The organism is Kribbella sp. NPDC051620 (genome assembly GCF_044453825.1).
Classification (GTDB): Bacteria; Actinomycetota; Actinomycetes; order Propionibacteriales; family Kribbellaceae; genus Kribbella.
On sequence record NZ_JBITDB010000002.1, the window covers coordinates 436858 to 460488 of the forward strand.

A 23631-nucleotide genomic window follows, 5' to 3' on the forward strand; every position below is an offset into this window, starting at 1 on the left:
TTCTTTGTTCTTTGTTCTTTGTTCTTTGTTCTTTGTTCTTTGTTCTTTGTTCTTTGTTCTTTGTTCTTTGTTCTTTGTTCTTTGTTCTTTGTTCTTTGTTCTTGCGGGCGTGGGTCTGCTCTTGGGGTTAGTTCTCGGGCAGGTCGCGGTAGGCGGGGGCTGCGCCGGAGATGGCGTCGCCCATTCGGTGGACTCGGAGGGCGTTGGTGGAGCCGGGGATGGAGGGTGGGGAGCCGGCGACGATTACCACCAGGTCGCCCTTTTGGAGTTTGCCCAGTTCGAGGAGGCGTTGGTCTACCTGGCGGACCATGTCGTCGGTGTGCTGGACGGTGGGGACGATGTGGGTCTCGATGCCCCAGACGACGCTCAGCCAGGCGCTGACCGACGGTACCGGGGTGAACGCCAGGACCGGGATCTCGGTGCGGTACCGGGCCAGGCGCAGCGCCGTGTCGCCGCTCTGGGTGAAGGCGACGAGGTACTTCGCCTCCATCCGCTCCGCCACGTCGGCGGCCGCCTTGGCGATCACGCCGCCCTTGGTGCGGGGCTCCCAGTCGATCTCCGCGACCCGGCCGAGGCCGTGCTGCTCGGTCGACGCGACGATGCGGGCCATCGTCTTGACCGTCTCGATCGGGAACCGGCCGACGCTGGTCTCGCCGGACAACATCACCGCGTCGGCGCCGTCGAGCACCGCGTTGGCGACGTCGGAGGCCTCGGCCCGGGTCGGCCGCGGGGCCGAGATCATCGACTCCAGCATCTGGGTGGCGACGATCACCGGCTTCGCGTTCAGCCGGGCCTGGTCGATGATCAGCTTCTGGACCAGCGGGACCTCCTCCAGCGGGAGCTCCACGCCGAGGTCGCCGCGGGCGACCATGAAGCCGTCGAAGGCCTCGATGATCTCGTCCAGGTTGGCGACTGCCTGCGGCTTCTCGATCTTGGCGATCACCGGGACCCGGTGACCCTCTTCTTCCATGATCTTGTGCACGATCTGGATGTCGGCCGCCCGCTGGACGAACGACAGCGCGATCATGTCGGCCGGCAGGTGCAGGGCCCAGCGCAGGTCCTCCGCGTCCTTCTCCGACATCGCCGGCACGCTCACCGTGACACCTGGCAGGTTGATGCCCTTGTTGTTCGACACCGGTCCGCCCACGACCACCCGGCAGATCACGTCGGTCTCGGTCACCTCCTCGGCGACCAGAGCGATGCGGCCGTCGTCGATGAGCAGCTGATCACCCGGGCTGACGTCGCCGGGCAGCCCGTCGTACGTCGTACCGCAGATGGTCACGTCACCGGGGACCTCCCGGGTGGTGATGGTGAAGCGCTCGCCGTAGGTCAAGGTGACCTTGCCTTCGGCGAACTCCGCCAGCCGGATCTTCGGGCCCTGCAGGTCGACGAGGATGCCGACGTTTTTGCCGGTCTCCTCCGCTGCAGCGCGAATCCGGTGGTAGATGCGCTCGTGCTCAGCATGGGCGCCGTGGCTCAGGTTCAGCCGAGCGACGTCCATACCAGCTTGGACGAGTTCCAGGATGCGCTCCGGGGCGGCCGTAGCCGGGCCGAGCGTACAAACGATCTTTGCGCGACGCACGTCACAAAACCCTACTCCTACAAGACCACTGTGCTGCTGGTCCGCTCCCGTTACTGGTGGGTTAACACCGTGTGTCAGTTGGCCAGCGGCTTGTATGTGCCCACCGTGATCTCACCCGTCAGCTCGGCCGTCACGGTCTGCAGACCTGCCGGCTGACCCTTCACATAGGTGACCAATGTGACCTCGCCCGGCCGCCGCAGCGTGTACCCGAGGGCGAACGCGTACGCCGCTCCGCCGGTGGTCCCGTTGGTGAAGGTGGTGACCGCCTTGCCGCCGATGATCTTCGTCTCCGGCCCCACCTGGCGATGCAGATGACCGGACAGCAGCAGCGACGCGCAGCCGCGATTCGCGGTGTCCTGGAACGAGGACGGATCGTGGACGACGAAGGTCGAGATCCGCTCGTCCTCGGGCTGGTCGCAGGCCACGTCGGCGAGCCGCTTGGACTGCTCCCCCGTCGTCTCGTCGCCCGGGGTGTCCGCGCTGCCCAGACCGGTCTTGGTGGGGTCGCTGTCGCCGAGGAACCGGATGCCCTCGACCTCGACCGGCTTGCTGTCGAGGACGGTGAACTTGTTCTTCCGCATCGCGTCCTCGATGTGCCCGCCGGCGTCGTGGTTGCCGGCGACCGCGACCACCTTGAGATCCTTGAAGTGCTGGGCGAGCGAGTTGATGCTGAACACCTCCCACGCCTGCCCCGAGGACGAGTCGTCACCGGCATCGATCAGTACCTTCGCGCCGGCCACCTTGGCGACCTCGGCGGCGAACGGGTCCATCCCGATGTTGTCGTGCCGGTCCGAGACGAGCAGCGCGACGGTCTCCCCCTCGGCCGCCTGGTGAATCCGGCCGCCGACCCGGCTGACGCGGTCGCGGAGCTGGCCGTAGAACTCGGTCGAACGCTCGTACGTCTCGACCGCCGTCCGGATCACGCCGACGCCGCCGGTGGTGGAGAAGCCCGACGCGACCTCGACGTTCTTGAGGCGCTCGTCGAAGGACAGCTCGGGGAGCAGCTTCGAGAGCGGTTGCCAGGCGGTCGGGGCGGCCTCGGGGGTACGCATCGCGGCCGGGCCGAAGATCGACGCGATCGTGGTCAGCATGGCGACCAGTACGACGATCGCGCGGTGCTGCACTCGGCGTTCGGAGTTGTGCAGAGCTGTCCAGAGCTCGCGTCGGCGGCGGGGGCCGACCATGGCCCAAGCGGTGGCGACGACGACGGCCACCAGCAGACCTGAGCCGGCGCCGGCGACCGCGTTGTCGACGGCCATCTCGCGGACCACCTGGCGGATCCGGGCGATCTCACCGTCGGGCTGCGAGGCGATCAGGGCGTCGCGGTTGAGCAGCTCGGTGAGGTTGTCGGCGTCGGTCTCCTGGATGTCGATGTTGAGGCCGAGGTCCGCCGGGAGATCGGTCTGCAGGCGAAGGCGGGGCAGTACGGCCCCGAGGTCGAGGGTGGCGTGGTTGTCAAAGGTCGGCGACACGGTGGCCGCGTGGGCGCCGATGGTGACGCGTTCGGAATCGTTGGCGAAGCCGAGCAGACCGATCGCGACCGACACCACCAGCCAGAGCAGCACCAGCGCGGCCCACGGCGCCGCTTTGCGGAGCCGGGCCTTCGTCACCAGCCGTCGAAACACAGGCTCCAACCTATTGCGCCGGATCAAACAGATGCATGTTGGCGCGCGGTCGGTCTCGTACTGCGGAAGCCCTCAGCCGCAGTACGAGACCGCCTCGAATCAGACCACCAGTGGGCGGGCGGTGGGCGGGATGGGGGTTGGGAGGGTGGATGAGCCGGTCAGGTGGGTGTCTACGCCGGCGGCGCAGGAGCGGCCCTCGGCGATGGCCCAGACGATCAGCGACTGGCCTCGGCCGGCGTCGCCGCAGGCGAAGACGCCTTCGACCGAGGTCTGGTAGGACTTGTCCCGCTTGACGTTGCCGCGCTCGTCCAGGTCTACCCCGAGTTGCTCGAGGAAGCCTTCGCGCTCGGGGCCCAGGAAGCCCATGGCGAGGAGGACCAGTTGGGCGGGGATGGTGCGCTCACTGCCCGGTACCGGAGTGAAGCGGCCCTCGACGAGTTCGACCTCGACCAGGTCCAGGCCGGAGACGTTGCCGTCAGCATCCGCCACGAAGTTGTTGGTGGAGACCGCGTAGACGCGCTCGCCACCCTCCTCGTGGGCCGAAGCGACCCGGTAGATCATCGGGTACGTCGGCCAGGGCTGCCCATCCGGCCGCTCGTCCGACGGCCGCGGCATGATCTCCAACTGGGTGACACTGCGGGCACCCTGGCGGTGTGCGGTACCGAGGCAGTCGGCGCCCGTGTCGCCACCACCGATGATCACGACATCCTTGCCAGTGGCAACGATCTGATCCTCGACCGTCTCCCCCAGCGCGACCTTGTTGGCCTGCGGCAGGTACTCCATCGCCTGGTGGATGCCGCCGAACTCGCGCCCCGGTACCGGCAGATCGCGAGCCGCCGTCGCGCCGGTGGCGATCACGACAGCGTCGTACCGCTGCTTCAGCTGCGTCCCAGTGACATCCACGCCGACGTTGACGCCGGAGCGGAAGACCGTGCCCTCTTCCTTCATCTGCTGGATCCGGCGCTCGACCTGCACCTTCTCCATCTTGAACTCGGGGATGCCGAACCGCAGCAGTCCACCCGGCGCCGAGGCGCGTTCGTAGACGGCAACTGTATGACCCGCCCGGGTCAGCTGCTGAGCGACCGCGAGACCGGCCGGCCCGGACCCGACGACCGCGATCGTCTTACCGGTCAGCCATTCCGGCGGCTGAGGCCGGACGTCGCCGGACTCCCAGGCCTTGTCGATGATCGCGACCTCGACGTTCTTGATCGTGACCGGCTCCTGGTTGATCCCCAGCACGCAGGCCGGCTCACAGGGAGCCGGGCACAGCCGCCCGGTGAACTCCGGGAAGTTGTTGGTCGCGTGCAGCCGCTCGATGGCGCCGGTCCAGTCGTCGCGCCAAACCAGGTCGTTCCACTCCGGGATCAGGTTGCCCAGCGGGCAGCCGGAGTGGCAGAACGGGATGCCGCAGTCCATGCAGCGGCCCGCCTGCTTGGTGATGATCGGCAGCAACGCCTTGCCGGGTCCACCGGGGTAGACCTCTTTCCAGTCCTGCTTGCGTTCCTCGACCGGGCGGCGCTCCGCGACCTCGCGCGGGGTGGTCAGGAATCCCTTCGGGTCAGCCATCAGATGGCCTCCATCATCGCTCGCGTGGTGGCGTCCTCGTCCAGCCCGTCGCGTTCGGCAGCCGCCTTGGCTGCCAGTACGCGGGCGTAGTCACGAGGCATCACCGTGGTGAAACGGGCAGCCGCGGCGGCCCAGTCGGCGAGCAGCTTCTCCGCCCGCTCCGAACCGGTCTCCTCGTGGTGCCTGCGGACCAGGTCGTGCAACAGCTCGGACTCCGCATCGGTGACCGGGAGCAGGTCGACCAGCTCCGGGTTCACCAGCGCGGGATCCAGGTCGAGCACGTGGGCCACGCCGCCCGACATGCCCGCCGCGAAGTTCCGGCCGGTCGCGCCGATGACGACGACGCGACCACCCGTCATGTACTCGCAGGCGTGGTCGCCGACTGCTTCGACGACGGCGGTGGCACCGGAGTTCCGGACACAGAACCGTTGCCCTGCGCCACCATTGATGAACAGCTCGCCCGAGGTCGCGCCGTAGGCGATCACGTTGCCGGCGATGATCTGGTCGGCCGCGTCGAACCGCGCCTCGCGGTCCGGGCGGATCACCACCCGTCCACCGGACAGCCCCTTGCCGACGTAGTCGTTGGCGTCGCCCTCCAGCCGGAGCGTGACACCGCGCGGTACGAAGGCGGCGAACGAGTTGCCGGCCGACCCGGTGAAGGTCAGGTCGATCGTGCCGTCGGGCAGTCCGGCGGCCCGGTACTTCTTGGTGATCGCGTTGCCGAGCATGGTGCCGACGGTCCGGTTGACGTTCCGGATCGGCAGCTGCGCCCGGACCGGCTCGCCGTTGTCGATGGCCGGCGCGCAGATCCGGATCAGCTCGTTGTCGAGCGCCTTGTCGAGCCCGTGGTCCTGGGTGACGGTCTGATGCCGTGCAGCACCCTCCGGCAGCGACGGCACGTGCAGGATCGGCGACAGGTCGAGCCCGTCGGCCTTCCAGTGGTCCACCGCGCGCTTGATGTCCAGTACCTCGGCATGCCCGATCGCCTCGTCGAGGGTGCGGAAGCCGAGCTCGGCCAGGTACTCCCGGACCTCCTCCGCGATGAACTCGAAGAAGTTGACGACGAACTCCGGCTTGCCCGCGAAGCGCTCACGCAGTACCGGGTTCTGGGTCGCGACGCCGACCGGACAGGTGTCCAGGTGGCAGACCCGCATCATGATGCAGCCCGATACGACGAGCGGAGCCGTGGCGAACCCGTACTCCTCCGCGCCGAGCAGTGCCGCGACGACCACGTCCCGGCCGGTCTTGAGCTGGCCATCGGTCTGTACGACGATCCGGTCGCGCAACCCGTTGAGCAGCAGGGTCTGCTGAGTCTCGGCCAGACCGAGCTCCCAGGGCCCACCCGCATGCTTCAGCGAGGTCAGCGGAGCCGCACCGGTACCACCGTCGTGCCCAGAGATCAGTACGACGTCCGCGTGCGCCTTGCTCACCCCCGCCGCGATCGTGCCGACGCCGACCTCGGAGACCAGCTTCACGTGGACCCGGGCCAGCGGGTTCGCGTTCTTCAGGTCGTGGATCAGCTGTGCCAGGTCCTCGATCGAGTAGATGTCGTGGTGCGGCGGCGGCGAGATCAGGCCGACGCCCGGCGTGGAGTGCCGGGTGCTGGCGACCCACGGGTACACCTTGTGCCCCGGCAGCTGGCCACCTTCACCGGGCTTCGCGCCCTGCGCCATCTTGATCTGGATGTCGTCGGAGTTCGTCAGGTACTCCGACGTAACGCCGAAGCGGCCCGACGCGACCTGCTTGATCGAGCTCCGCCGCTCCGGGTCGTGCAGCCGGTCGGAGTCCTCGCCGCCCTCGCCGGTGTTCGACTTGCCACCGAGCTGGTTCATCGCGATCGCGAGGGCGGTGTGTGCCTCGGCGCTGATCGAGCCGTAGCTCATCGCACCGGTCGAGAACCTGCGCACGATCGCCGAGACCGGCTCGACCTCATCGACGCTGATCGGCTCACGGCCGGAGTTGAAGCCGAACAGCCCGCGCAGCGTCATCAGCCGCTCCGACTGCTCGTCGACGCGGGCCGTGTACTGCTTGAAGATGTCGTACCGGCCCGTGCGGGTCGAGTGCTGCAACCGGAACACGGTCTCGGGGTCGAACAGGTGCGGCTCGCCCTCACGCCGCCACTGGTACTCGCCACCGACGTCGAGCTTGCGGTGCGCGCTGAGGATGCCGTCGGCCGGGTACGCCCGCAGGTGCCGGCGCCTGACCTCCTCGGCGATGACGTCGAGACCGATGCCGCCGAGCTTGGAGGAAGTACCGGTGAAGTACTCCTCGACCAGGTCCGGGGACAGGCCGTTGGCCTCGAAGATCTGCGCGCCCGTGTACGACGCGACGGTGGAGACGCCCATCTTGGACATCACCTTGAGCACGCCCTTGCCCAGCGACTTCACCAGGTTGCGGACGGCCTGCTCGGGCTCGATGCCGGGCAGGTACGTGCCACGGCGGCAGAGGTCCTCGACGGACTCCAGCGCCAGGTACGGGTTGACGCCGGCCGCGCCGTACCCCATCAGCAGGGCGACGTGGTGGACCTCGCGGACGTCGCCGGCCTCGACGACCAGCCCGACCTGTGTACGGGTCTTCTCCCTCACCAGGTGGTGATGAACCGCGGCGGTCAGCAGCAGCGACGGGATCGGCGCGTTCTCGGCGTTCGAGTGCCGGTCGGACAGGACCAGGATGCGGGCGCCCTCGGCGATCGCCGCGTCGGCTTCGGCGCAGATCTCGTCGAGCCGGGCCTTGAGCGACGCGCCGCCGCCCTCGACCACGTAGTGACCGCGCAGCACGGTCGTCGCGAGACCGGGCAGGTCACCGTCCAGGTTGATGTGGCGGATCTTGGCCAGCTCGTCGTTGGTGAGCACTGGGAACGGCAGCACGACCTGACGGCAGGACGCCGGGCCCGGGTTGAGCAGGTTCGCCTCCGGCCCCAGGGACGACGACAGCGAGGTGACGAGCTCCTCGCGGATCGCGTCCAGCGGCGGGTTGGTGACCTGCGCGAACAGCTGGGCGAAGTAGTCGAACAGCAGCCGCGGCCGGTCGCTCAGGACGGCGATCGGGGTGTCGGTACCCATCGAGCCGATCGGCTCGGCACCGGACTTGGCCATCGGGGTGAGCAGGATGCGCAGCTCTTCCTCGGTGTACCCGAAGACCTGCTGGCGCCTGGTGACGGAGGCGTGGCTGTGGACGACGTGCTCGCGCTCGTGCAGGTCCTCGAACCGGATCAGGCCGGCGTGCAGCCATTCGTCGTACGGGTTCTCGGCGGCCAGCGCCGACTTCACCTCGTTGTCGGTGATGATCCGGTGGCCCTCGACGTCGACCAGGAAGATCTTGCCCGGCTCGAGCCGGCCCTTCTGGACCACGGTCGCCGGGTCGATGTCGAGCACGCCGGCCTCGGAGGCCAGCACGACGAGGCCGTCGTCGGTGACCCAGTACCGCGAGGGGCGCAGGCCGTTGCGGTCGAGGACGGCGCCGACCTTCGTACCGTCGGAGAAGACGACCGAGGCCGGTCCGTCCCACGGCTCCATCAGAGTCGAGTGGAACTCGTAGAACGCGCGCCGCTTGGGATCCATCGTCGTGGCGTTCTCCCACGCCTCCGGGATCATCATCAGCATCGCGTGCGGCAGCGACCGGCCGCCGAGGTGGAGAAGCTCCAGCACCTCGTCGAAGGAGGCGGAGTCGGAGGCTCCCGGAGTACAGATCGGGTAGAGCTGCTCCAGGTCGCCCGGGATCAGGTCGCTGGCCAGCAGCGCCTCGCGGGCGCGCATCCAGTTCCGGTTGCCCTGCACGGTGTTGATCTCGCCGTTGTGGGCGATGTACCGGTACGGGTGGGCCAGCGGCCAGGACGGGAACGTGTTGGTGGAGAAGCGCGAGTGCACGACGCCGATCGCCGAGGCGAGGTCGGGGTCGGTCAGCTCAGGAAAGAACTTGTCCAGCTGGTCGGTGGTCAGCATCCCCTTGTAGGTGATGGTGCGGCCCGACAGCGACGGGAAGTAGGTCTCGGTCTCCTTCTCGGCCCGCTTGCGCAGCCGGAAGGCCATCCGCTCCAGCGCCAGGCCGAGCACGCGACCGGCCTTGGCCGCCACGAACAGCTGGCGGAACACCGGCATCACCGAACGCGCGGTGGCGCCCAGCAGGTCCGGGGTGGTCGGCATCTCGCGCCAGCCCAGAACGGTCAGGTTCTCCTCGGCGGCCAGCTCCTCGATCCGGGCGATCGCCTTCTCGGCGTCGTCGGGGTCCTGCGGGAGGAAGGCGATACCGGTCGCGTAGCTGCGGGCGACCGGCAGCTCGAAGTCGCACACCTTGCGGTAGTACGCGTCCGGGATCTGGATCAGGATGCCGGCGCCGTCGCCGGAGTCCGGCTCGGCACCCGAAGCACCTCGGTGCTCGAGGTTGCGCAGGGCGGTCAAAGCCTTGGCCACGATGTCGTGGCTCGGTTCACCAGTCAGGGTTGCGACAAAGGCGACACCACACGCGTCGTGCTCGTGGCGTCCGTCGTACAGACCCTCGCTGGGGAATGGGGGGCGACCAAACATCTAGGGGCTCCCGTCGTCCTACGGTCAACTGCTGGCCGCGGGACAACATTGGCCCAAGCCGGGAGTCCCGAGACTACCTCATGACGCCCATCAGATGGACTGCCATTCCACCGTCGGAGCGCCTTTCACCGTCCACAATCACGGCGTGTAAGCAAGCGCTCACTGCGTCGTCTACCCATGGTGACATCATGGGGTCAAATCTGGGTGATGAACTTCGCGCCGAAACCCGACTGGCAGCCGCTCACGTCCGGTACCGGGCAGTCCAACGGCGGAGTATGGCTCACCGCCGAGGGCTGGGTCGTGAAACGGCTGGTGCCGGGGGTGCCGGATCCGCGGCACCACGCTTACTGGGAGCGGCAGGCGCTGGTCGCCGAATCGGGCATCGTGGCGCGGACGCCCGGGTTGTGCTCCCCGAAGTACCAGCGGGTGATGCGGGACGCTGACGGGATCACCCTGCTGTCGGAGTACGTCGAGAGCGCACCGATCGACGCGACCAACCTCGCGCTGGCACTCGCGCGTTTCGCGAAAGCGCCGCTCGAAGAGCCGCCGTGGGGTGCGCGCGACGTCCTGCGCAACCGCCTGCAGACCGTCGAGGCGCGAGGCGGCTGGACTTCGCTGCCGGAGCTGGAAGAACTGGAAGAGCCGCTACGGCAGGCTCTGGGGGCTTTGTGGGTACGCCGGTCCGCTGCGCTCGACGAGCTCGACGCCTTGCCGCGGACGCCGGCTCATGGCGACGTGCACCCCCTCAACCTGCGCGGCCGCCGCGGGCACCACGTGATCGCCTTCGACTGGGAGCAGTTCGGCTTCGCCCCCGCGGGTTTCGACCTCGGCTACCTGGCGATCGCCGTCGCCCTGCCGCTGGACGAAGAACTCTTCGACGATCTCCTCCTCGCGGCGGACGCTGATTCCGCGGCACGCCGCGGCGCAGTACTCACTGCCGCCCTGACCGCCGCCTCCCGAGCCGCCTGGTCCCTCGACCAGCCTTCGCCGGGCGACCACGTCGATCGCCTGGTCGCCCTCACACCTCTGATCACCGAGGCGGTTGGATGAACAGGTGGGGTGAATTGGCTGTACTGGTGGTAGATCTTGTCGGATGGAGTGGGAGCCGGAGGCCGACTGGGTTGCGCTTACCGTGGGGACGGGGGTGTCCAACGGTGGGGTTTGGCTGACGCCGGATGGGTTGGTGGTCAAGCGGTTGTTGCCAGGGGTTGAGCGGGTGGATCACTACGCGTACTGGCGGCGGCAGGCTGAGGTGGCGAGTAGTGGGGTGGTTGAGCGGACCGTCGGGGTGCGGGGGCCTCGGTGTGTGAAGGTTGAGAGCGATCCGGGTGGGGTGACCGTTTGCAGTGCGGCGGTGTCGCCGGTGGAGTTCGAGCCGGTGGAGTTGGCTGCGGCGGTGGGGCGGTTCGGGCTGAATGAGTTCGAGCCGGCGGAGTGGTTCGCCCGGAGGATCTTGTGGGATCGGCTGGCGAAGGACGAGAAGGGTGCCGGGTGGGCGTCGCTGGTCGGTGAGGAGCGGTTGCCGGCTGGGGTTCGGCGGGATTGCGGGAGGTTGTGGGAGCGGCGGTACGAGCTGATGGACGAGCTCGATCGGCTGCCACAGCAGGTGGTGCATGGGGACGCGCATCCGGTGAATCTGATCGGGCGCGAGGGCGACCACGTGGTCGCGGTCGACTGGGAGCAGTTCGGGGTCGGGCCGGTGGGGTTCGATCTCGGATATCTGGTGGTTTCCACCGAGGCGACGATCGATGTGCTGCTGGGTGCGTATCAGAGCGGGAGCCGGTCGACTTGGCCGCGTGAGGCGGTACGGCGTGGAGCGGTGCTGACTGCCGCGATCACGGTGGTCGCGCGGGCGGCTTGGTCGCTCACTCAGGACGAGCCGGGTGATCACGTCGAGCGGCTGTGCCGGTTGGATCAGGTGGTGGCGGAGGCTGCCCGCCAGGCTTTGTAGAAGGCCGAGTAGCTCGGGTACCTGGTGGTGACGGCTTCCTGCAGTACGGCGTACAGGGCGTCGGAGCCTTTGAAGGCCGGGCGATCGAGGGTGCCGTCGGCGAGGAAGATCAGCGCGGTGCGGGCCATCACGAAGGCGGTGGTGCGTTCGTCGATCGGGGCGCCGAGTGAGAACTCCTCGGGCGCCATGAATCTGGACGAGCCGAACATCCGTCCCATGTCGTTGCGGTAGGCACCGAGTTGGTAGTCGTCGAGGTCCATCGCGGTGAGCTGGCGGGTACCGAAGTCGTAGAGCAGCGAGCCGTCGTAGAAGTCGCCCTCGACCCAGCCCTGCGTGGTGAGCAGATCGTGCAGGTCGAAGAGCTGGTCGAGTGCTGCGGTGATCTGCTCGACAGGGAGCGCTCGGAGGCGCTGGAACGCGCTCGTCGGGTTGTCCTGCCGGGTGCCGAGGTGCTCGCCGTCGCGCCATTCGTAGACCAGCAACGGACCGGCCGGCGACTCGATCAGGCCGTGGTACTCCGGCAACAACGGATGAGCGACCGCCTCGGCCAGCCGGGCGGCGTTGCGCAGTACCGCCGCACGCCGGTCGAACTTGGCGAGCGGCTCCGGATCGGCCGGGTCGCCGGCGGTCTTGACGAAGTACCGCTGGCCTGCGACCTGTACGCCGTACGAGACGTTGCCCGAATCCTGGGTGTCGAACCGCGCGAACACCTCACCGAACTGGTGGACGAAGACCTCTGGCCGCTCATCGATCGCCGCAGGAAACATCCACGCGACACTAGCCGATGCCTGGACCGACCAGCGTGCCGACGCCGTACGTGAGGGCCGCCGCGGCGCCGCCGAGGAGGAGTTGGCGGAGTCCGGAGTACCACCAGGAGCGCGACGTCACGCGGCTGACGACCGCGCCGCAGATGAAGAGCGCGGTGAGGGACAGGATCAGCGCTGGTACTACCGAGTTGGCGCCCAGGAGGTACGGGAGGAGTGGGACGAGGGCGCCGACGGCGAAGCAGACGAAGCTCGAGGCCGCGGCGACGACCGGTGAGGGGAGGTCGTTGGGGTCGATGCCCAGTTCTTCGCGGACGTGTTCCTCGAGGGCCTGGTCGGGGTTGGCGTGGAACTGCTTGGCGACCTTGTCGGCGAGGTCGGCATCGAGGCCCTTTTGCTGGTACGTCTCGGAGAGTTCGCGTTCCTCGTCGACGGGGTGGCGCTGGATCTCGCGGCGTTCGACGTCGATCTCGGCGCTGGCGAGTTCGCGCTGGGAGGCGACCGACGTGTACTCCCCCGCGGCCATCGAGAAGGCGCCGGCCGCGAGGCCGGCCAGGCCGGCGAGGACGATGAACTTGGAGCCGCTGTCGGTACCACCGTCCATGCCGGCGATGAGGGCGAAGTTGGAGACCAACCCGTCCATGGCGCCGAACACGGCCGGGCGAAGCCACCCACCGGTGACGTCTCGGTGGGTGTGGTCGCCGGAGTGTTCGGCGGAGATCTCAGTCACGGGTCCCGTCGGTGGAGTCGACCTTCAGGTCACCCTCGACCGGGCTGTGCGGGCCGGTCTCCTCAACCACCTTCGACGCCGTGGGCGCGTTTGCCTCAACCGCCGGGGACGAGTCTGGTGCGGGTTCGTCGGCGGCGGCGTTGGAGAGTTCCTCAGAAGCCGTCTCGGAGGTGGAGCTTGGGTTTTCCGGCGAGTCGGCGTCCGGCGCCGCGGTGCCCGCTGGGCTGTCCGACGACGCGGCGGGCGCGGGGGTATCCGTCGGGGTGGTGGTTGCGTCGGTGTCCGACGGAGCAGGAGCGGCCGGTGTGGCGAGGGCCGAGATGTCTTCTTGGCCGGGTTTGAGGCGGGTGGCGAGGATGAAGTAGGCGACTGCCAGGACGAACAGGAGCATCGCGGTCCACACGTTGAGGCGGAGGCCGGCGAATTCGTTGACCGTGTCGATGCGGAGGTTCTCGATCCAGGCGCGGCCGGCGGTGTAGCCGGCGACGTACAGGGCGAAGGCCCGGCCGTGGCCCAGTTTGAAGCGGCGGTCGATCAGGATGACCAGGGCGATGACGCCCAGGTTCCAGATGGCTTCGTACAGGAAGGTCGGGTGGAAGGTGCCGAAGTCCTTGAAGCCGTCGGGGCGGTGGTTGAAATCGATCTCGAGGCCCCACCAGTGGTTGGTCGGGCGGCCGAAGAGTTCCTGGTTGAAGTAGTTGCCGAAGCGGCCGACCACCTGGGCCAGCGCGATCCCCGGCGCCATCACGTCGGCGACCGCGAGGAACGGCACCTTGTGGCGGCGGCAGGCGATCCAGGCGCCGAGGCAGCCGAAACCGACCGCGCCCCAGATGCCCAGCCCGCCGTGCCAGATCTTCAGCGCGTCGATCGGGTGCTTGCCCGCACCGAAGTACAGCTCGGCATCGGTGATCACGTGGTAGATCCGGGCGCCGACCAGACCGAACGGCACCGCCCACATGATGATGTCGGCGAGCACCTCCGGCGAGCCACCGCGGGCGATCCAGCGCCGGCGGCCCAGCCAGTAGCCGGCGAAGATGCCGATCAGGATGCAGATGGCGTACGCACGCAGCGGCAGCGGGCCGAGGTGCCAGACGCCCTGGCTGGGACTGGGGATGAACGCCGGGATGATCACGGCGGGCACGAGACTAGACATGGCAGTCGGACCCTACTCGACCCGCCCCGAGCGCGACCACCAACCCCGTGGTCACGATTGGGGGACGGAGCGTCAGCTGATACCGCTGATGGCGGCCTTGAGGCCGTCGACGGTGAGTTGGTCACCCTGCAACTGCTTGTCGTTCACGAACACGGTGGGGGTGCCTTCCACCTTGCGGTCGTCGGAGGTCTTCTTGATCGACTCCAGCCAGCCCGCGTAGCTGTTGTCCTTGATCGCGGCCTCGAACTTGGCGTCGTCGATGCCGAGCTTCTTGCCCAGCTCGATCAGCTGATCCTCGGTCCACGCCTTGGTGAAGTCGGCGTAGATCTCGTCGGCGTAGCTCAGCGCCTTGCCACTCGCGGCGGCCGCGGCGAACGCGTTGGCCAGCCGGGGCGACGCGCCGGGATTGACGAACTTCAGCGGGTAGTACGTGAGCGTGATCGTGCCGTCCTCGACCAGCTGGTCCAGTACCGGCCCGGTGTCCTTCTCGAACTCCGCGCAGTGCGGGCAGCGGAAGTCCAGGAACAGGTCGACGTTCGTCGTCGCGCTGTCCTTGCCGACCTTGACGCCTTGGCCGTCGGTCCCCGGCCCGGTGAGCACGGCCGGCTCGGTCCGCCCGTCGGAGGTCACGTCGACCGAGGAGTGCTTGCGCCAGTAGTCGACCCCGACGGCCGCGACGATCGCCAGCACCACCACGCCCACGACGACGATCAGCCCGACCGGCAGGCGGCGCTTCGGCGGCTCCACCACCAGCGGACTGGCGGGCCTCTTCTTCTTGCTGTTGGTCACGACGCGACGACTCCTGTCGAGGGTTCGGATTCGAGCGCGAACCTGCTGAACGGGTTCAGGAACAACCACCCCGCGACCACCAGCAGACCCACATCCCGCAGGATCTCCTGCAGGTACTTCGTATCGCCGGGCGCGACCTGACCGCCACCGCCGAAGCAGCCGCAGTCGATCGCCAGCCCACGCGCCCAGGCCGACGACACCGCGGCGATGAACATGACCATGAACACCCCGGCCGCCACCGCTGCCGCGCGAACACCGTAGCCGACGATCAGCAGCAGCCCGATCCCGATCTCCAGGAACGGCAGCAGCAGCCCGACGACCCCGTCGAAGCCCTGCGGCAGCAACTCGTACGCCCGGACCGCCTGCGTCGCCGCCTCCGGGTCCGTCACCTTCAGCGCGCCGGCGACCAGCATCACCCCACCCAGCAGCAGCCGGGCGGCCAGCGACACCCACGACTTCACTGGTTGTCCTCCACCAGCTTGCCGAAGTCGTGCGCCAGATCACCGATCGCCGCGTTCGACAGCCACAGCACCCCGGCCTTGTCGTTCTTGCCGAAGCCGAGCACCTGCGCGCCGTGGCCGACCTCGTACCCACCTGAGGGCAGCTTCTGCATCCCCTCGACCGGTACGCCGACCGCCTTGGCGATGTCCTTGATCGACCCCAGCGACCCGGTCAGCCCCACGAACGACGGATCGAACCGGTCCAGGTACTTCCGGATCACCGGCCCCGTGTCCCGCGCCGGGTCGGTGGTGATGAACAGCAACTGCACCTGGTCGCGGACCGACTCGTCGAGCTTGGTCAGCGCCGAGGCCACGTCGGCCATCACCGTCGGGCACACGTCCGGACAGTTCGTGTACCCGAAGAAGACCAGCGTGACCGGCTTCTTCGTCGAGGTGACCAGGTTGAAGTCGTTGCCCGACGTGTCGGTCAGCACCTTGGCGGGCAGCGCGTACGGCCGGTCCAGCGTTGCCCCCCGCAACCCGCTCGGATCACCTGCCGGGGTACGGATGATCGCCCCACCGGGGTTGTTGGCCGTCTGCTTCTGTCCGCCGCTGCAGCCCACGAGGGCAAGCAGAGCCACCGCGACGAAGAAAACAGCCGCGTTCCTGGTTCGACTCACAGGCGGTTCAACGATCAACGGGCTTGCGTGGTTCCCGCCGGACTCCCTCGGCGAGATCTTCCGTGAGAGTCCGTACGCCCGCCGCGCCGCCCGCGTCGAGCGCCTTCACGAAGGCCGAGCCGACGATCACCGCGTCCGCGTACGCCGCGATGGCGGCGGCCTGGTCCCCGTTCGAGACGCCGAGACCGACGCCGACCGGCAACCCGGTCGCCGCCTTCGTCCGGGCGACCAACGGCGCCGCCAGGTCGGAGGTCTGGTCGCGGGCCCCGGTGACGCCCATCACGGCGGTCGCGTACACGAACCCCCGGCAGTTGCCGGTCGTCATCGCGATCCGCGCGTCCGTCGAGGACGGGGAGACCAGGAACACCTTGTCCAACTCGTTCTTGTCGGCCGCCGCGATCCACTCGGCGCCCTCGTCGGGGACCAGGTCGGGCGTGATCAGCCCCGCTCCCCCGGCCGCCTTGAGGTCGACGGCGAACCGGTCCACGCCGTACCGCTCGATCGGGTTCCAGTACGTCATCACGAGCACCGGGACATCGGAGTACGCGGCGAGCTTCTCGACCGTGGCGAGGACATCGCGGATCCTGAGCCCACCGGCCAGCGCGGCCTCGGCGGCCCGCTGGATCGTGACGCCGTCCATCACCGGATCGGTGTACGGCAGGCCGATCTCGAGTACGTCGGCGCCGCCGTCGACGAGCGCCTTGATCGCGTCGACGCCGCCGTCGATGCTCGGGTACCCGGCCGGCAGGTAGCCGACCAGCGCTGCCCGGCCCTCGTCGTTGGCCTTCCGGATCGCGGTTCCGGCGTTGCCCAGGGCAACCATTTCGGAGCTCATGCGTTGCCGTTCCCGTCGATCAGGCCGAAGTACGTGCCGGCCGTGTCCATGTCCTTGTCACCGCGTCCCGACAGGCAGACCAGGTAGGTCGCGTCGGGGCCGAGCTCCTTGACGATCTCGAGCGTGCCCGCGATCGCGTGCGCCGACTCGATCGCGGGGATGATGCCCTCGGTGCGGGCGAGCAGCCGGAACGACTCCATCGCGTCCGCATCCGAGACCGGCCGGTACGACGCTCGGCCGGTCTCCGCCAGCCACGAGTGCTCGGGACCGACGCCCGGGTAGTCGAGCCCGGCCGAGATCGAGTGCGACTCGATCGTCTGGCCGTCCTCGTCCTGCAACAGGTAGGACCGGGCGCCATGCAATACGCCGACCTGCCCAGCGGTGATCGTCGCGGCGTGCCGACCGGTCTCGTACCCGTCGCCACCGGCCTCGATGCCGTACAGCTTCACGTCGGTGTCGGGGACGAAGGCCGCGAACAGGCCGATCGCGTTCGAGCCGCCGCCGACGCAGGCGACCGCCGCGTCGGGCAGCCGGCCGAGCAGCTCGAGCGACTGCGCCCGCGCCTCGTCGCCGATGCCCCGGACGAAGTCACGGACCATCGCGGGGAACGGGTGGCCGCCGGCCGCCGTACCGAGCAGGTAGTGGGTGTTGTCGACGCTGGAGACCCAGTCGCGCAGGGCCTCGTTGATCGCGTCCTTGAGCGTGCGGCTGCCGGTCTTGACCGGGATCACCTCGGCGCCGAGCAGCTTCATCCGGGCGACGTTCAGCGCCTGGCGCTCGGTGTCGACCTCGCCCATGTAGACGACGCACTCGAGGTCCAGGTAGGCGCAGGCGGTCGCCGTGGCGACACCGTGCTGGCCGGCGCCGGTCTCGGCGATGACGCGGGTCTTGCCCATCCGCTTGGTGAGCAGCGCCTGGCCGAGCACGTTGCGGATCTTGTGGGCGCCGGTGTGGTTGAGGTCCTCGCGCTTGAGCAGGATCCGGGCGCCGGCGACCTCGGACAGCCGGGTCGCGTCGTACAGCAGGCTCGGCACGCCGGCGTACTCGCGCAGCATCCGGCCGAACTCGCCGGTGAACTCCGGATCAGCCATCGCTTCCTGCCAGGCGACCGTCAGCTCGTCGAGCGGCGCGATCAGCGCCTCCGGCATGAACCTGCCACCGAAGCGGCCGAAGTGCCCGAGCTGATCAGGCAACACAGCAGTCATTTCCAGCCTCCAGAGAGAGTTTCCCCTGCGTGGGCAGGGGAAACCCGACGTCTAGTGACGCTGCTGGATGGCGGGGTGCGATCCCGCAGCGACGAGATCGGCGACCGAGGCCCGCGGATCGCGGCCGGTCACCAGGGTTTCACCGACGAGGACGACATCGGCCCCGGCGCGCGCGAACTCGATTACATCATGCGGACCACGCACCCCGGACTCCGCCACCCGGATCAGGTTGGTCGGGATCACCGGCGCGACCCGCGCGAAGGTCGAGCGGTCCACCTCCAGCGTCTTGAGGTTGCGGTTGTTGACGCCGATCACCTGGGCCCCCGCGTCCACCGCACGCAGGGTCTCTTCCTCGTCGTGCACCTCGACCAGCGGGGTCAGCCCGATCGAGGTGGCCCGCTCGATCAGCGAGACCAGCGCCTCCTGCTCGAGCGCCGCGACGATCAGCAAGATCATGTCGGCACCGGCTGCCCGGGCCTCCCAGAGCTGGTACGAGGAGACCACGAAGTCCTTGCGCAGCACCGGCACGTCGACCCGGCCGCGGACCGCGCGCAGGTCCTCGAGGCTGCCGCCGAACCGGCGCTTCTCGGTCAGCACGCTGATCGCGGCCGCGCCGCCCTCGGCGTACTCGAACGCGAGCGCCGCCGGATCGGCGATGTCGGCCAGCGCGCCCTTGGACGGGCTGGACCGCTTCACCTCGGCGATGATCGCGATCCCGTCGCCGCGGAACACCGGCATCGGGTCCTTGGCGTCCGGCTTGCGCTGGGCTTCCAGCTTGAGGTCGTCCAGGCTGACCAGCGCCTGGCGCTCCGCGAGGTCCTCCCGGACCCCGGCGAGGATGTCGTCAAGCACAGTCATATCGGTTCCGTCCGTCAGGAGTGGTCGCTGGACTTGGCACCGAAGCCGAGCAGCTGCATCACCTTGCCGACCAGGCCGCCGGCGACGGCGATCCCGACCGAGATCCAGAACAACAGCCAGTTCGGGCCCATCACCATCGCGATGGCTCCGAGGGTGAAACCCACCAGCACGATCACGACGGCGGTCCAGGCCGCCGGGGTGCTGCCGTGCAGGCCGCCCGCGTGAGCTTCGTCGCTCTCGTACGTCACCGCTTGATCCGTGGTCGTATTGTCCATCGTTGGGCCACTCCTCGTCGTCGTCCCGTCCTATTGTGGCGGTTGCCTCCGACAGTCAGACCGTCGGGTCCTCACCTGCGTCGATCGCCTTCCACTGATCGGCGGGCGTGACCGCCGGATCACGCTCGTACCGGAGCGTGGGACGGCGCCATCGGTGTGCCGTCAGCACAGCAACGATGCCCGCCGCGAGCAGCGCCAGGCCGCCTGCCAGGGCGAGCCACGGCGCCGGGCCGGTGCTCAGGGTCACCGAGTCCGTGACCGCCTGGCTGAGCTCCGGTCGCAGCCTGCCGAGCTCCGCCGCGTCCGGGCGGACCTGCAGGGCCACACCGATCACTCCAGCGCCCATGAACACGATCAGTCCGGCCAGCACCCGGCGTAGCGCAGTACCGGCCAGCTTGGTCACGATCACGGCCACTGCCGAGGCCAGTGCCAGCGTCACCGGCGCGCGGGTCACGGCGTACCCGTTGAAGTTCACTACGGCTCTGCCGCTGCCCGGGTCGGCGATCGACCAGGTCAGGTACGCCGAGAGCGCCAGCAGCACGAGCGCCACCAGGGCCAGCAGGTCGACCAGTCTTTGCGGGCGCATCAGACCTCGGAGAAGGTGCCGGCGACTGCTATCGCGTTGAGGACCGCGGCGGCCTTGGTACGGCACTCCGCGTCCTCCGAGGCCGGGTCCGAGTCGGCGACGATGCCCGCGCCGGCCTGGACGTACGCCGTCGTGCCGCGGAGGACCGCGGTACGGATGGCGATGGCCGTGTCCGCGTCACCGGCGAAGTCGAGGTACCCGACCACGCCGCCGTAGACGCCGCGCCGGGTGACCTCGAGCTTGTCGATGATCTCCATCGCGCGCGGTTTGGGTGCCCCCGACAACGTTCCGGCCGGGAAGGCCGCCGTGAGCGCGTCGAAGGCGGTCTTGCCCGCCTGCAGCCGGCCGGTGACGGTCGACTCGAGGTGCATCACGTGGCTGTACCGGCGTACGTCCATGAAATCGACGACCTCGACCGTGCCCGGCGCGCAGACCCGGCCGACGTCGTTGCGGCCCAGGTCGACCAGCATCAAGTGCTCCGCGCGCTCCTTGGCGTCCGCGCGCAGCTCCTCCTCCAGCGCCCGGTCCTCCTCCGGCGTCGCGCCGCGGGGGCGGGTGCCGGCGATCGGGTGCAGGATCACCTTGTTGTCGGTGACCTTCACCAGGGCCTCGGGGCTGGAGCCGACGATGTCGAAGCCATCCAGGCGGACGAGGTACATGTACGGGCTCGGGTTGGACCTTCTGAGCACCCGGTAGATGTCCAGGGCGCTCGCGGAGGTCTGCAGCTCGAACCGCTGCGAGACGACGATCTGGAACGCCTCACCCGCCCGGATCTCCTCCTTGGCGGTCTCCACGGCCTCCCGGTACTCCGCGCTGGACCGCTGCCGGTGCGGCTCGGGCAACGCCTTGCGATCCGCCCTGACGACGTACGACGGGGTCGGCTGGGCCAGGTCGTGCTCCATCGCGTCGAGCCGGCGGACGGCATCGGCGTACGACTCGTCGACGCGCTCGTCGGAGTCGTCCCAGTTGACCGCGTTCGCGATCAGCCAGATCTCGCCGGTCTCGTGGTCGAGGGCGGCCAGGTCGGTGGCGAAGAGGAAGGTCAGCTCGGGCAGGCCGAGGTCGTCGGTCGTTGTGTCCGGCAACTTCTCGAGCCGGCGGACGGCGTCGTACCCGAGGAAGCCGACCATGCCGCCGGTGAGCGGGGGCAGGTCGGGCAGCCGTGGCGTGTGCAGGATCTCCAGCGTCTCGCGCAGCGCCTTGAGCGGGTCACCGGTCTGCGGCAGGCCGACCGGCGGGTTGCCGGTCCAGATCGCCTCGCCGTTGCGCTCGGTCAGGGTCGCCGCGCTGCGGACGCCGATGAACGAGTACCGCGACCAGACGCCGCCGTTCTCCGCCGACTCCAGCAGGAAGGTGCCCTCGCGCTCGGCGGCCAGCTTGCCGTAGACCCCGATCGGCGTCTCCGCGTCGGCCAGCAGCCTGCGCGTCACCGGGATGACCCGGCGGTCCTTGGCGTACTCGCGGAAGGTCTCCAGCTCGGGAGAGTTCATGCCTTGACCTCGATCTCACCGTGCTCGAAGCAGCTCCGGGTGCCGGTGTGGCAGGCCGGGCCTTCCTGGTCGACCAGGACGAGCAGGGTGTCGGCATCGCAGTCCACGAGGATCTGCTTCACATGCTGCCGGTGGCCACTCGTCTCGCCTTTGACCCAGTACTCCTGCCGGCTCCTCGACCAGAACGTGCTCCGGCCGGTCGCGGCGGTCCGGCGTACGGCCTCGGCGTTCATCCAGCCGACCATCAGCACCTCGCGGGTGTCGTACTGCTGCACCACCGCGGGGATCAGGCCCGCCGCGTCGAAGGTGAGTTCCTCGGTGTCCACCCGCTCATTGTCTCGCACTCCGCCAGACACCTTGACCGCACCCTGCTGAGCCCGTGCGAGCCGCGGGCAATCCTGACAGGATGTCGCAATGACCTCCAGTGTTGCCCGGGTACAGGGACTGTTGCAGGACCATCCGCTGGTCGACGGCCACAACGATCTCCCGATCGCCTTCTACGAGCTGGCCGGATACGACCTCGACAAGTACGACCTGAGCATCTCGGTGCCGAAGCTGAACACCGACCTCCCCCGGCTGCGGCTCGGGCAGGTCGCTGCCCAGTTCTGGTCGCTGTGGGTGCCGCAGGACGCGGACGCGGTGCGCCGTACGTTTGAGCAGATCGACTTCGTGCACCGGCTCGTGGCGCGCTTCCCGGAGGCGCTGCAGCTCGCGGTCACCGCCGATGACGTCGACGCTTGTTTCAAAGAGCGCCGGATCGCCTCCCTGATGGGGATGGAGGGCGGCCACTCGATCGGTGAGTCGCTCGGCGTCCTGCGGGTGATGCGCTCGCTCGGCGTGCGGTACATGACGCTGACCCACAACAACAACGTCTCCTGGGCCGACTCGGCGACCGACGAGCCGGTGCTCGGTGGGTTGAACGAGTTCGGTGAGGACGTCGTCCGGGAGATGAACCGGATCGGCATGCTGGTCGACCTCTCGCACGTCTCCACCGACACGATGCGGCACGCGCTGCGGGTGACGAGCGCGCCGGTGATCTTCAGCCACTCGTCGGCGCGGGCGGTCTGCGACGTACCGCGGAACGTCCCCGACGACGTCCTGCAGACGCTGGCCGGCAACGACGGCGTCTGCATGGTGACGTTCGTCCCGTACTTCGTCTCGCAGGCGTACGTCGACTGGGTCGCCGGCGCTCGCGAGGTGGCCGGCTCGCTCGACCTCGATCCGTTGGTGCCGGCCCAGCAGAAGAAGCTGAAGGAGGCGTACGACGTACCGAAGCCGCGGATCACTTTGGCGGACGTCGTGGCGCACGTCGAGCACGTCCGCGAAGTGGCCGGCGTCGACCACATCGGCCTCGGCGGCGACTACGACGGCTGCCCCGAGTTCCCCGACGGCCTGATGGACGTGGCGTCGTACCCGTCCCTCTTCTACGCCCTGGCCGACCGCGGCTGGAGCGACCAGGACCTGACAAAACTTGCCGGCAGCAACATCCTCCGCGTACTCCGAGCCGCCGACGAGGCCACCACCGCCTAATGTCCTAGAAGTCGCGGACTCGGTCGCGGCTCTGGCTGAGCTAGAAGTCGCGGACCTGGTCGCGGGTTTGGGTGAGTGGAGTGAAGCCGGCGGACTCGTAGGTGGCGACTGCGCCGACGTTGAAGCAGGGTGTCGAGACCAGCGCGCTTGACGCCCCCATCTCGCGGAGGGCCGCGGCGGCAGCGAGCGTGATAGCCTGGCCGTAGCCGCGACCGCGATGATCGCGGTGCACCCCCATCGGCTCGAGCAACCCGGGCTTGCCCTGGCCAGCCGACCAGACGGTGACCCCCGCGACGGCCGTGCCCTGCGCGTCGCGACCGAGCAGGCAACGGGCGGTCGCGTACGGAGTACCGGCTGCCATCGCGTGCCAGCGCTCATCGGTGAAGGTCGACCCATCGAACGACGCCCGCTGAATCGCCGTCCGCTCGGCCGCGCTCTCCGGCCCGACCGTCTCGATGCTGAGACCGCCGTCCTCGACCGGCGCGGCCAGATCGCGCCGCAACGGCTGCCACGGCTCGTCCAACGTCCAGCCGTCCTTCGTGAGGAGCTCCTGGATCACGCCCGCCGTCGGCGCCTCGAAGTACACCTTGCCCTCGATCAGCACCCCACGCTCCGGATCCGAACAGTCATCGACAATCCGCCGCGCCAACTCCTCATCGCGAAGCACCCCCGGCGCAAACGCCAGCCGCAGCAGATCCGGCTCATCCAGCATCCCGATCGCGACCGGCTCCCCATCCCGCTCCCACACCCGCACAGCCGCCGCGGTCCGCTCACCCCCGAACCGCCAGAACCACCCAAGATCCCCCGGATGCAACTGCACCGGCCCCTCATCGCTCTGCCACTCCCCCAACTTCCCCGCCACATCCGCAAGCCCCGCCACCCCAGGCGTCCCCAACCAAATCGTCATACCACCCATCCCACACCACCCCACGGACAAAACGCATCCGACTTTCCCACCCCCACCCCATCAACCCCATCAACAAATCCTCCTCGCCCCCCACGCCCGGGCCCGCCCCACCACACCCCATTGCCCCGCCCCACCGCCACGG

21 protein-coding genes are annotated in these 23631 nt (G+C 68.8%); 3 read left to right on the top strand and 18 right to left on the bottom strand.

All coding sequences use genetic code 11. The features are described 5' to 3' along the window. Positions 1 to 127: 127 nt before the first annotated feature. From pyk to gltB, 4 genes are all read right to left on the bottom strand, one after another. A complete protein-coding gene (gene pyk / locus ACIA12_RS09275; RefSeq protein WP_396366416.1) occupies positions 128 to 1582 on the bottom strand; it encodes a pyruvate kinase in 1455 nt (484 codons plus the stop codon). Positions 1583 to 1656: 74 nt separating this feature from the next. After that, positions 1657 to 3207 (bottom strand): metallophosphoesterase, encoded by a 1551-nt coding sequence (locus tag ACIA12_RS09280; RefSeq protein WP_396366417.1) that lies wholly within the window; start codon positions 3205 to 3207, stop codon positions 1657 to 1659. A gap of 99 nt (positions 3208 to 3306) precedes the next feature. Beyond that, on the bottom strand, positions 3307 to 4773 hold the full coding sequence (locus tag ACIA12_RS09285) for a glutamate synthase subunit beta (RefSeq protein ID WP_396366418.1): 1467 nt from the start codon (positions 4771 to 4773) through the stop codon (positions 3307 to 3309). Next, a complete protein-coding gene (gene gltB / locus ACIA12_RS09290) occupies positions 4773 to 9296 on the bottom strand; it encodes a glutamate synthase large subunit (RefSeq protein WP_396366419.1) in 4524 nt (1507 codons plus the stop codon). Before gltB ends, ACIA12_RS09285 begins: the two co-directional genes overlap by 1 nt. Before the next feature lie 207 nt (positions 9297 to 9503). On the opposite strand from gltB, the gene ACIA12_RS09295 reads away from it, so the two are divergent. Together ACIA12_RS09295 and ACIA12_RS09300 are read left to right on the top strand one after the other, a co-directional pair. Continuing rightward, positions 9504 to 10346, top strand: a complete 843-nt coding sequence (locus tag ACIA12_RS09295; protein WP_396366420.1) for a phosphotransferase — start codon at positions 9504 to 9506, stop codon at positions 10344 to 10346. 43 nt (positions 10347 to 10389) lie between these two features. Next, on the top strand, positions 10390 to 11247 hold the full coding sequence (locus ACIA12_RS09300) for a phosphotransferase family protein (RefSeq protein ID WP_396366421.1): 858 nt from the start codon (positions 10390 to 10392) through the stop codon (positions 11245 to 11247). Here the strand turns inward: ACIA12_RS09300 and ACIA12_RS09305 are convergent. The 13 genes from ACIA12_RS09305 to hisI form a co-directional block, all read right to left on the bottom strand. Next, positions 11211 to 12014 (bottom strand): hypothetical protein, encoded by an 804-nt coding sequence (locus ACIA12_RS09305; protein WP_396366422.1) that lies wholly within the window; start codon positions 12012 to 12014, stop codon positions 11211 to 11213. The genes ACIA12_RS09300 and ACIA12_RS09305 overlap by 37 nt on opposite strands. 10 nt (positions 12015 to 12024) lie before the next feature. After that, positions 12025 to 12741, bottom strand: a complete 717-nt coding sequence (locus ACIA12_RS09310) for a VIT1/CCC1 transporter family protein (RefSeq protein WP_396366423.1) — start codon at positions 12739 to 12741, stop codon at positions 12025 to 12027. Further along, on the bottom strand, positions 12734 to 13894 hold the full coding sequence (gene lgt, locus ACIA12_RS09315) for a prolipoprotein diacylglyceryl transferase (protein ID WP_396366424.1): 1161 nt from the start codon (positions 13892 to 13894) through the stop codon (positions 12734 to 12736). Before lgt ends, ACIA12_RS09310 begins: the two co-directional genes overlap by 8 nt. Positions 13895 to 13966: 72 nt before the next feature. Continuing rightward, on the bottom strand, positions 13967 to 14683 hold the full coding sequence (locus ACIA12_RS09320) for a DsbA family protein (protein WP_396366425.1): 717 nt from the start codon (positions 14681 to 14683) through the stop codon (positions 13967 to 13969). Then, positions 14680 to 15144: a MauE/DoxX family redox-associated membrane protein gene (locus ACIA12_RS09325; protein ID WP_396366426.1), complete on the bottom strand. Its 465-nt coding sequence runs from the start codon at positions 15142 to 15144 to the stop codon at positions 14680 to 14682. Before ACIA12_RS09325 ends, ACIA12_RS09320 begins: the two co-directional genes overlap by 4 nt. Further along, complete coding sequence (locus ACIA12_RS09330; RefSeq protein WP_396366427.1) at positions 15141 to 15803, bottom strand: SCO family protein; 663 nt, start codon at positions 15801 to 15803, stop codon at positions 15141 to 15143. Before ACIA12_RS09330 ends, ACIA12_RS09325 begins: the two co-directional genes overlap by 4 nt. A gap of 7 nt (positions 15804 to 15810) precedes the next feature. After that, entirely contained in the window at positions 15811 to 16638 is an 828-nt protein-coding gene (gene trpA / locus ACIA12_RS09335; RefSeq protein ID WP_396366428.1) for a tryptophan synthase subunit alpha, read from the bottom strand. Then, positions 16635 to 17843: a tryptophan synthase subunit beta gene (gene trpB / locus ACIA12_RS09340; protein ID WP_396366429.1), complete on the bottom strand. Its 1209-nt coding sequence runs from the start codon at positions 17841 to 17843 to the stop codon at positions 16635 to 16637. The genes trpA and trpB overlap by 4 nt, the downstream gene beginning before the upstream one ends. Positions 17844 to 17894: 51 nt before the next feature. Next, entirely contained in the window at positions 17895 to 18701 is an 807-nt protein-coding gene (trpC, locus tag ACIA12_RS09345) for an indole-3-glycerol phosphate synthase TrpC (RefSeq protein ID WP_396366430.1), read from the bottom strand. 14 nt (positions 18702 to 18715) lie between these two features. After that, the gene (locus ACIA12_RS09350) at positions 18716 to 18976 is read right to left on the bottom strand and encodes an HGxxPAAW family protein (protein ID WP_164596673.1); all 261 of its coding nucleotides are present in this window, start codon (positions 18974 to 18976) and stop codon (positions 18716 to 18718) included. 55 nt (positions 18977 to 19031) lie between these two features. Further along, positions 19032 to 19562 (bottom strand): Trp biosynthesis-associated membrane protein, encoded by a 531-nt coding sequence (locus ACIA12_RS09355; RefSeq protein WP_396366431.1) that lies wholly within the window; start codon positions 19560 to 19562, stop codon positions 19032 to 19034. After that, positions 19562 to 21052: an anthranilate synthase component I gene (locus ACIA12_RS09360; protein WP_396366432.1), complete on the bottom strand. Its 1491-nt coding sequence runs from the start codon at positions 21050 to 21052 to the stop codon at positions 19562 to 19564. Before ACIA12_RS09360 ends, ACIA12_RS09355 begins: the two co-directional genes overlap by 1 nt. Further along, complete coding sequence (hisI, locus tag ACIA12_RS09365) at positions 21049 to 21378, bottom strand: phosphoribosyl-AMP cyclohydrolase (RefSeq protein WP_343977722.1); 330 nt, start codon at positions 21376 to 21378, stop codon at positions 21049 to 21051. The genes ACIA12_RS09360 and hisI overlap by 4 nt, the downstream gene beginning before the upstream one ends. Positions 21379 to 21466: 88 nt before the next feature. On the opposite strand from hisI, the gene ACIA12_RS09370 reads away from it, so the two are divergent. Beyond that, positions 21467 to 22582 carry a dipeptidase gene (locus ACIA12_RS09370; RefSeq protein WP_396366433.1) on the top strand — a complete coding sequence of 372 codons (1116 nt, stop codon included), beginning with the start codon at positions 21467 to 21469 and terminating at the stop codon, positions 22580 to 22582. A gap of 40 nt (positions 22583 to 22622) precedes the next feature. On the opposite strand, the gene ACIA12_RS09375 is transcribed toward ACIA12_RS09370, so the two are convergent. Beyond that, positions 22623 to 23489, bottom strand: coding sequence for a GNAT family N-acetyltransferase (locus tag ACIA12_RS09375; protein ID WP_396366434.1), 867 nt, complete (start codon positions 23487 to 23489; stop codon positions 22623 to 22625). Positions 23490 to 23631 lie beyond the last annotated feature (142 nt).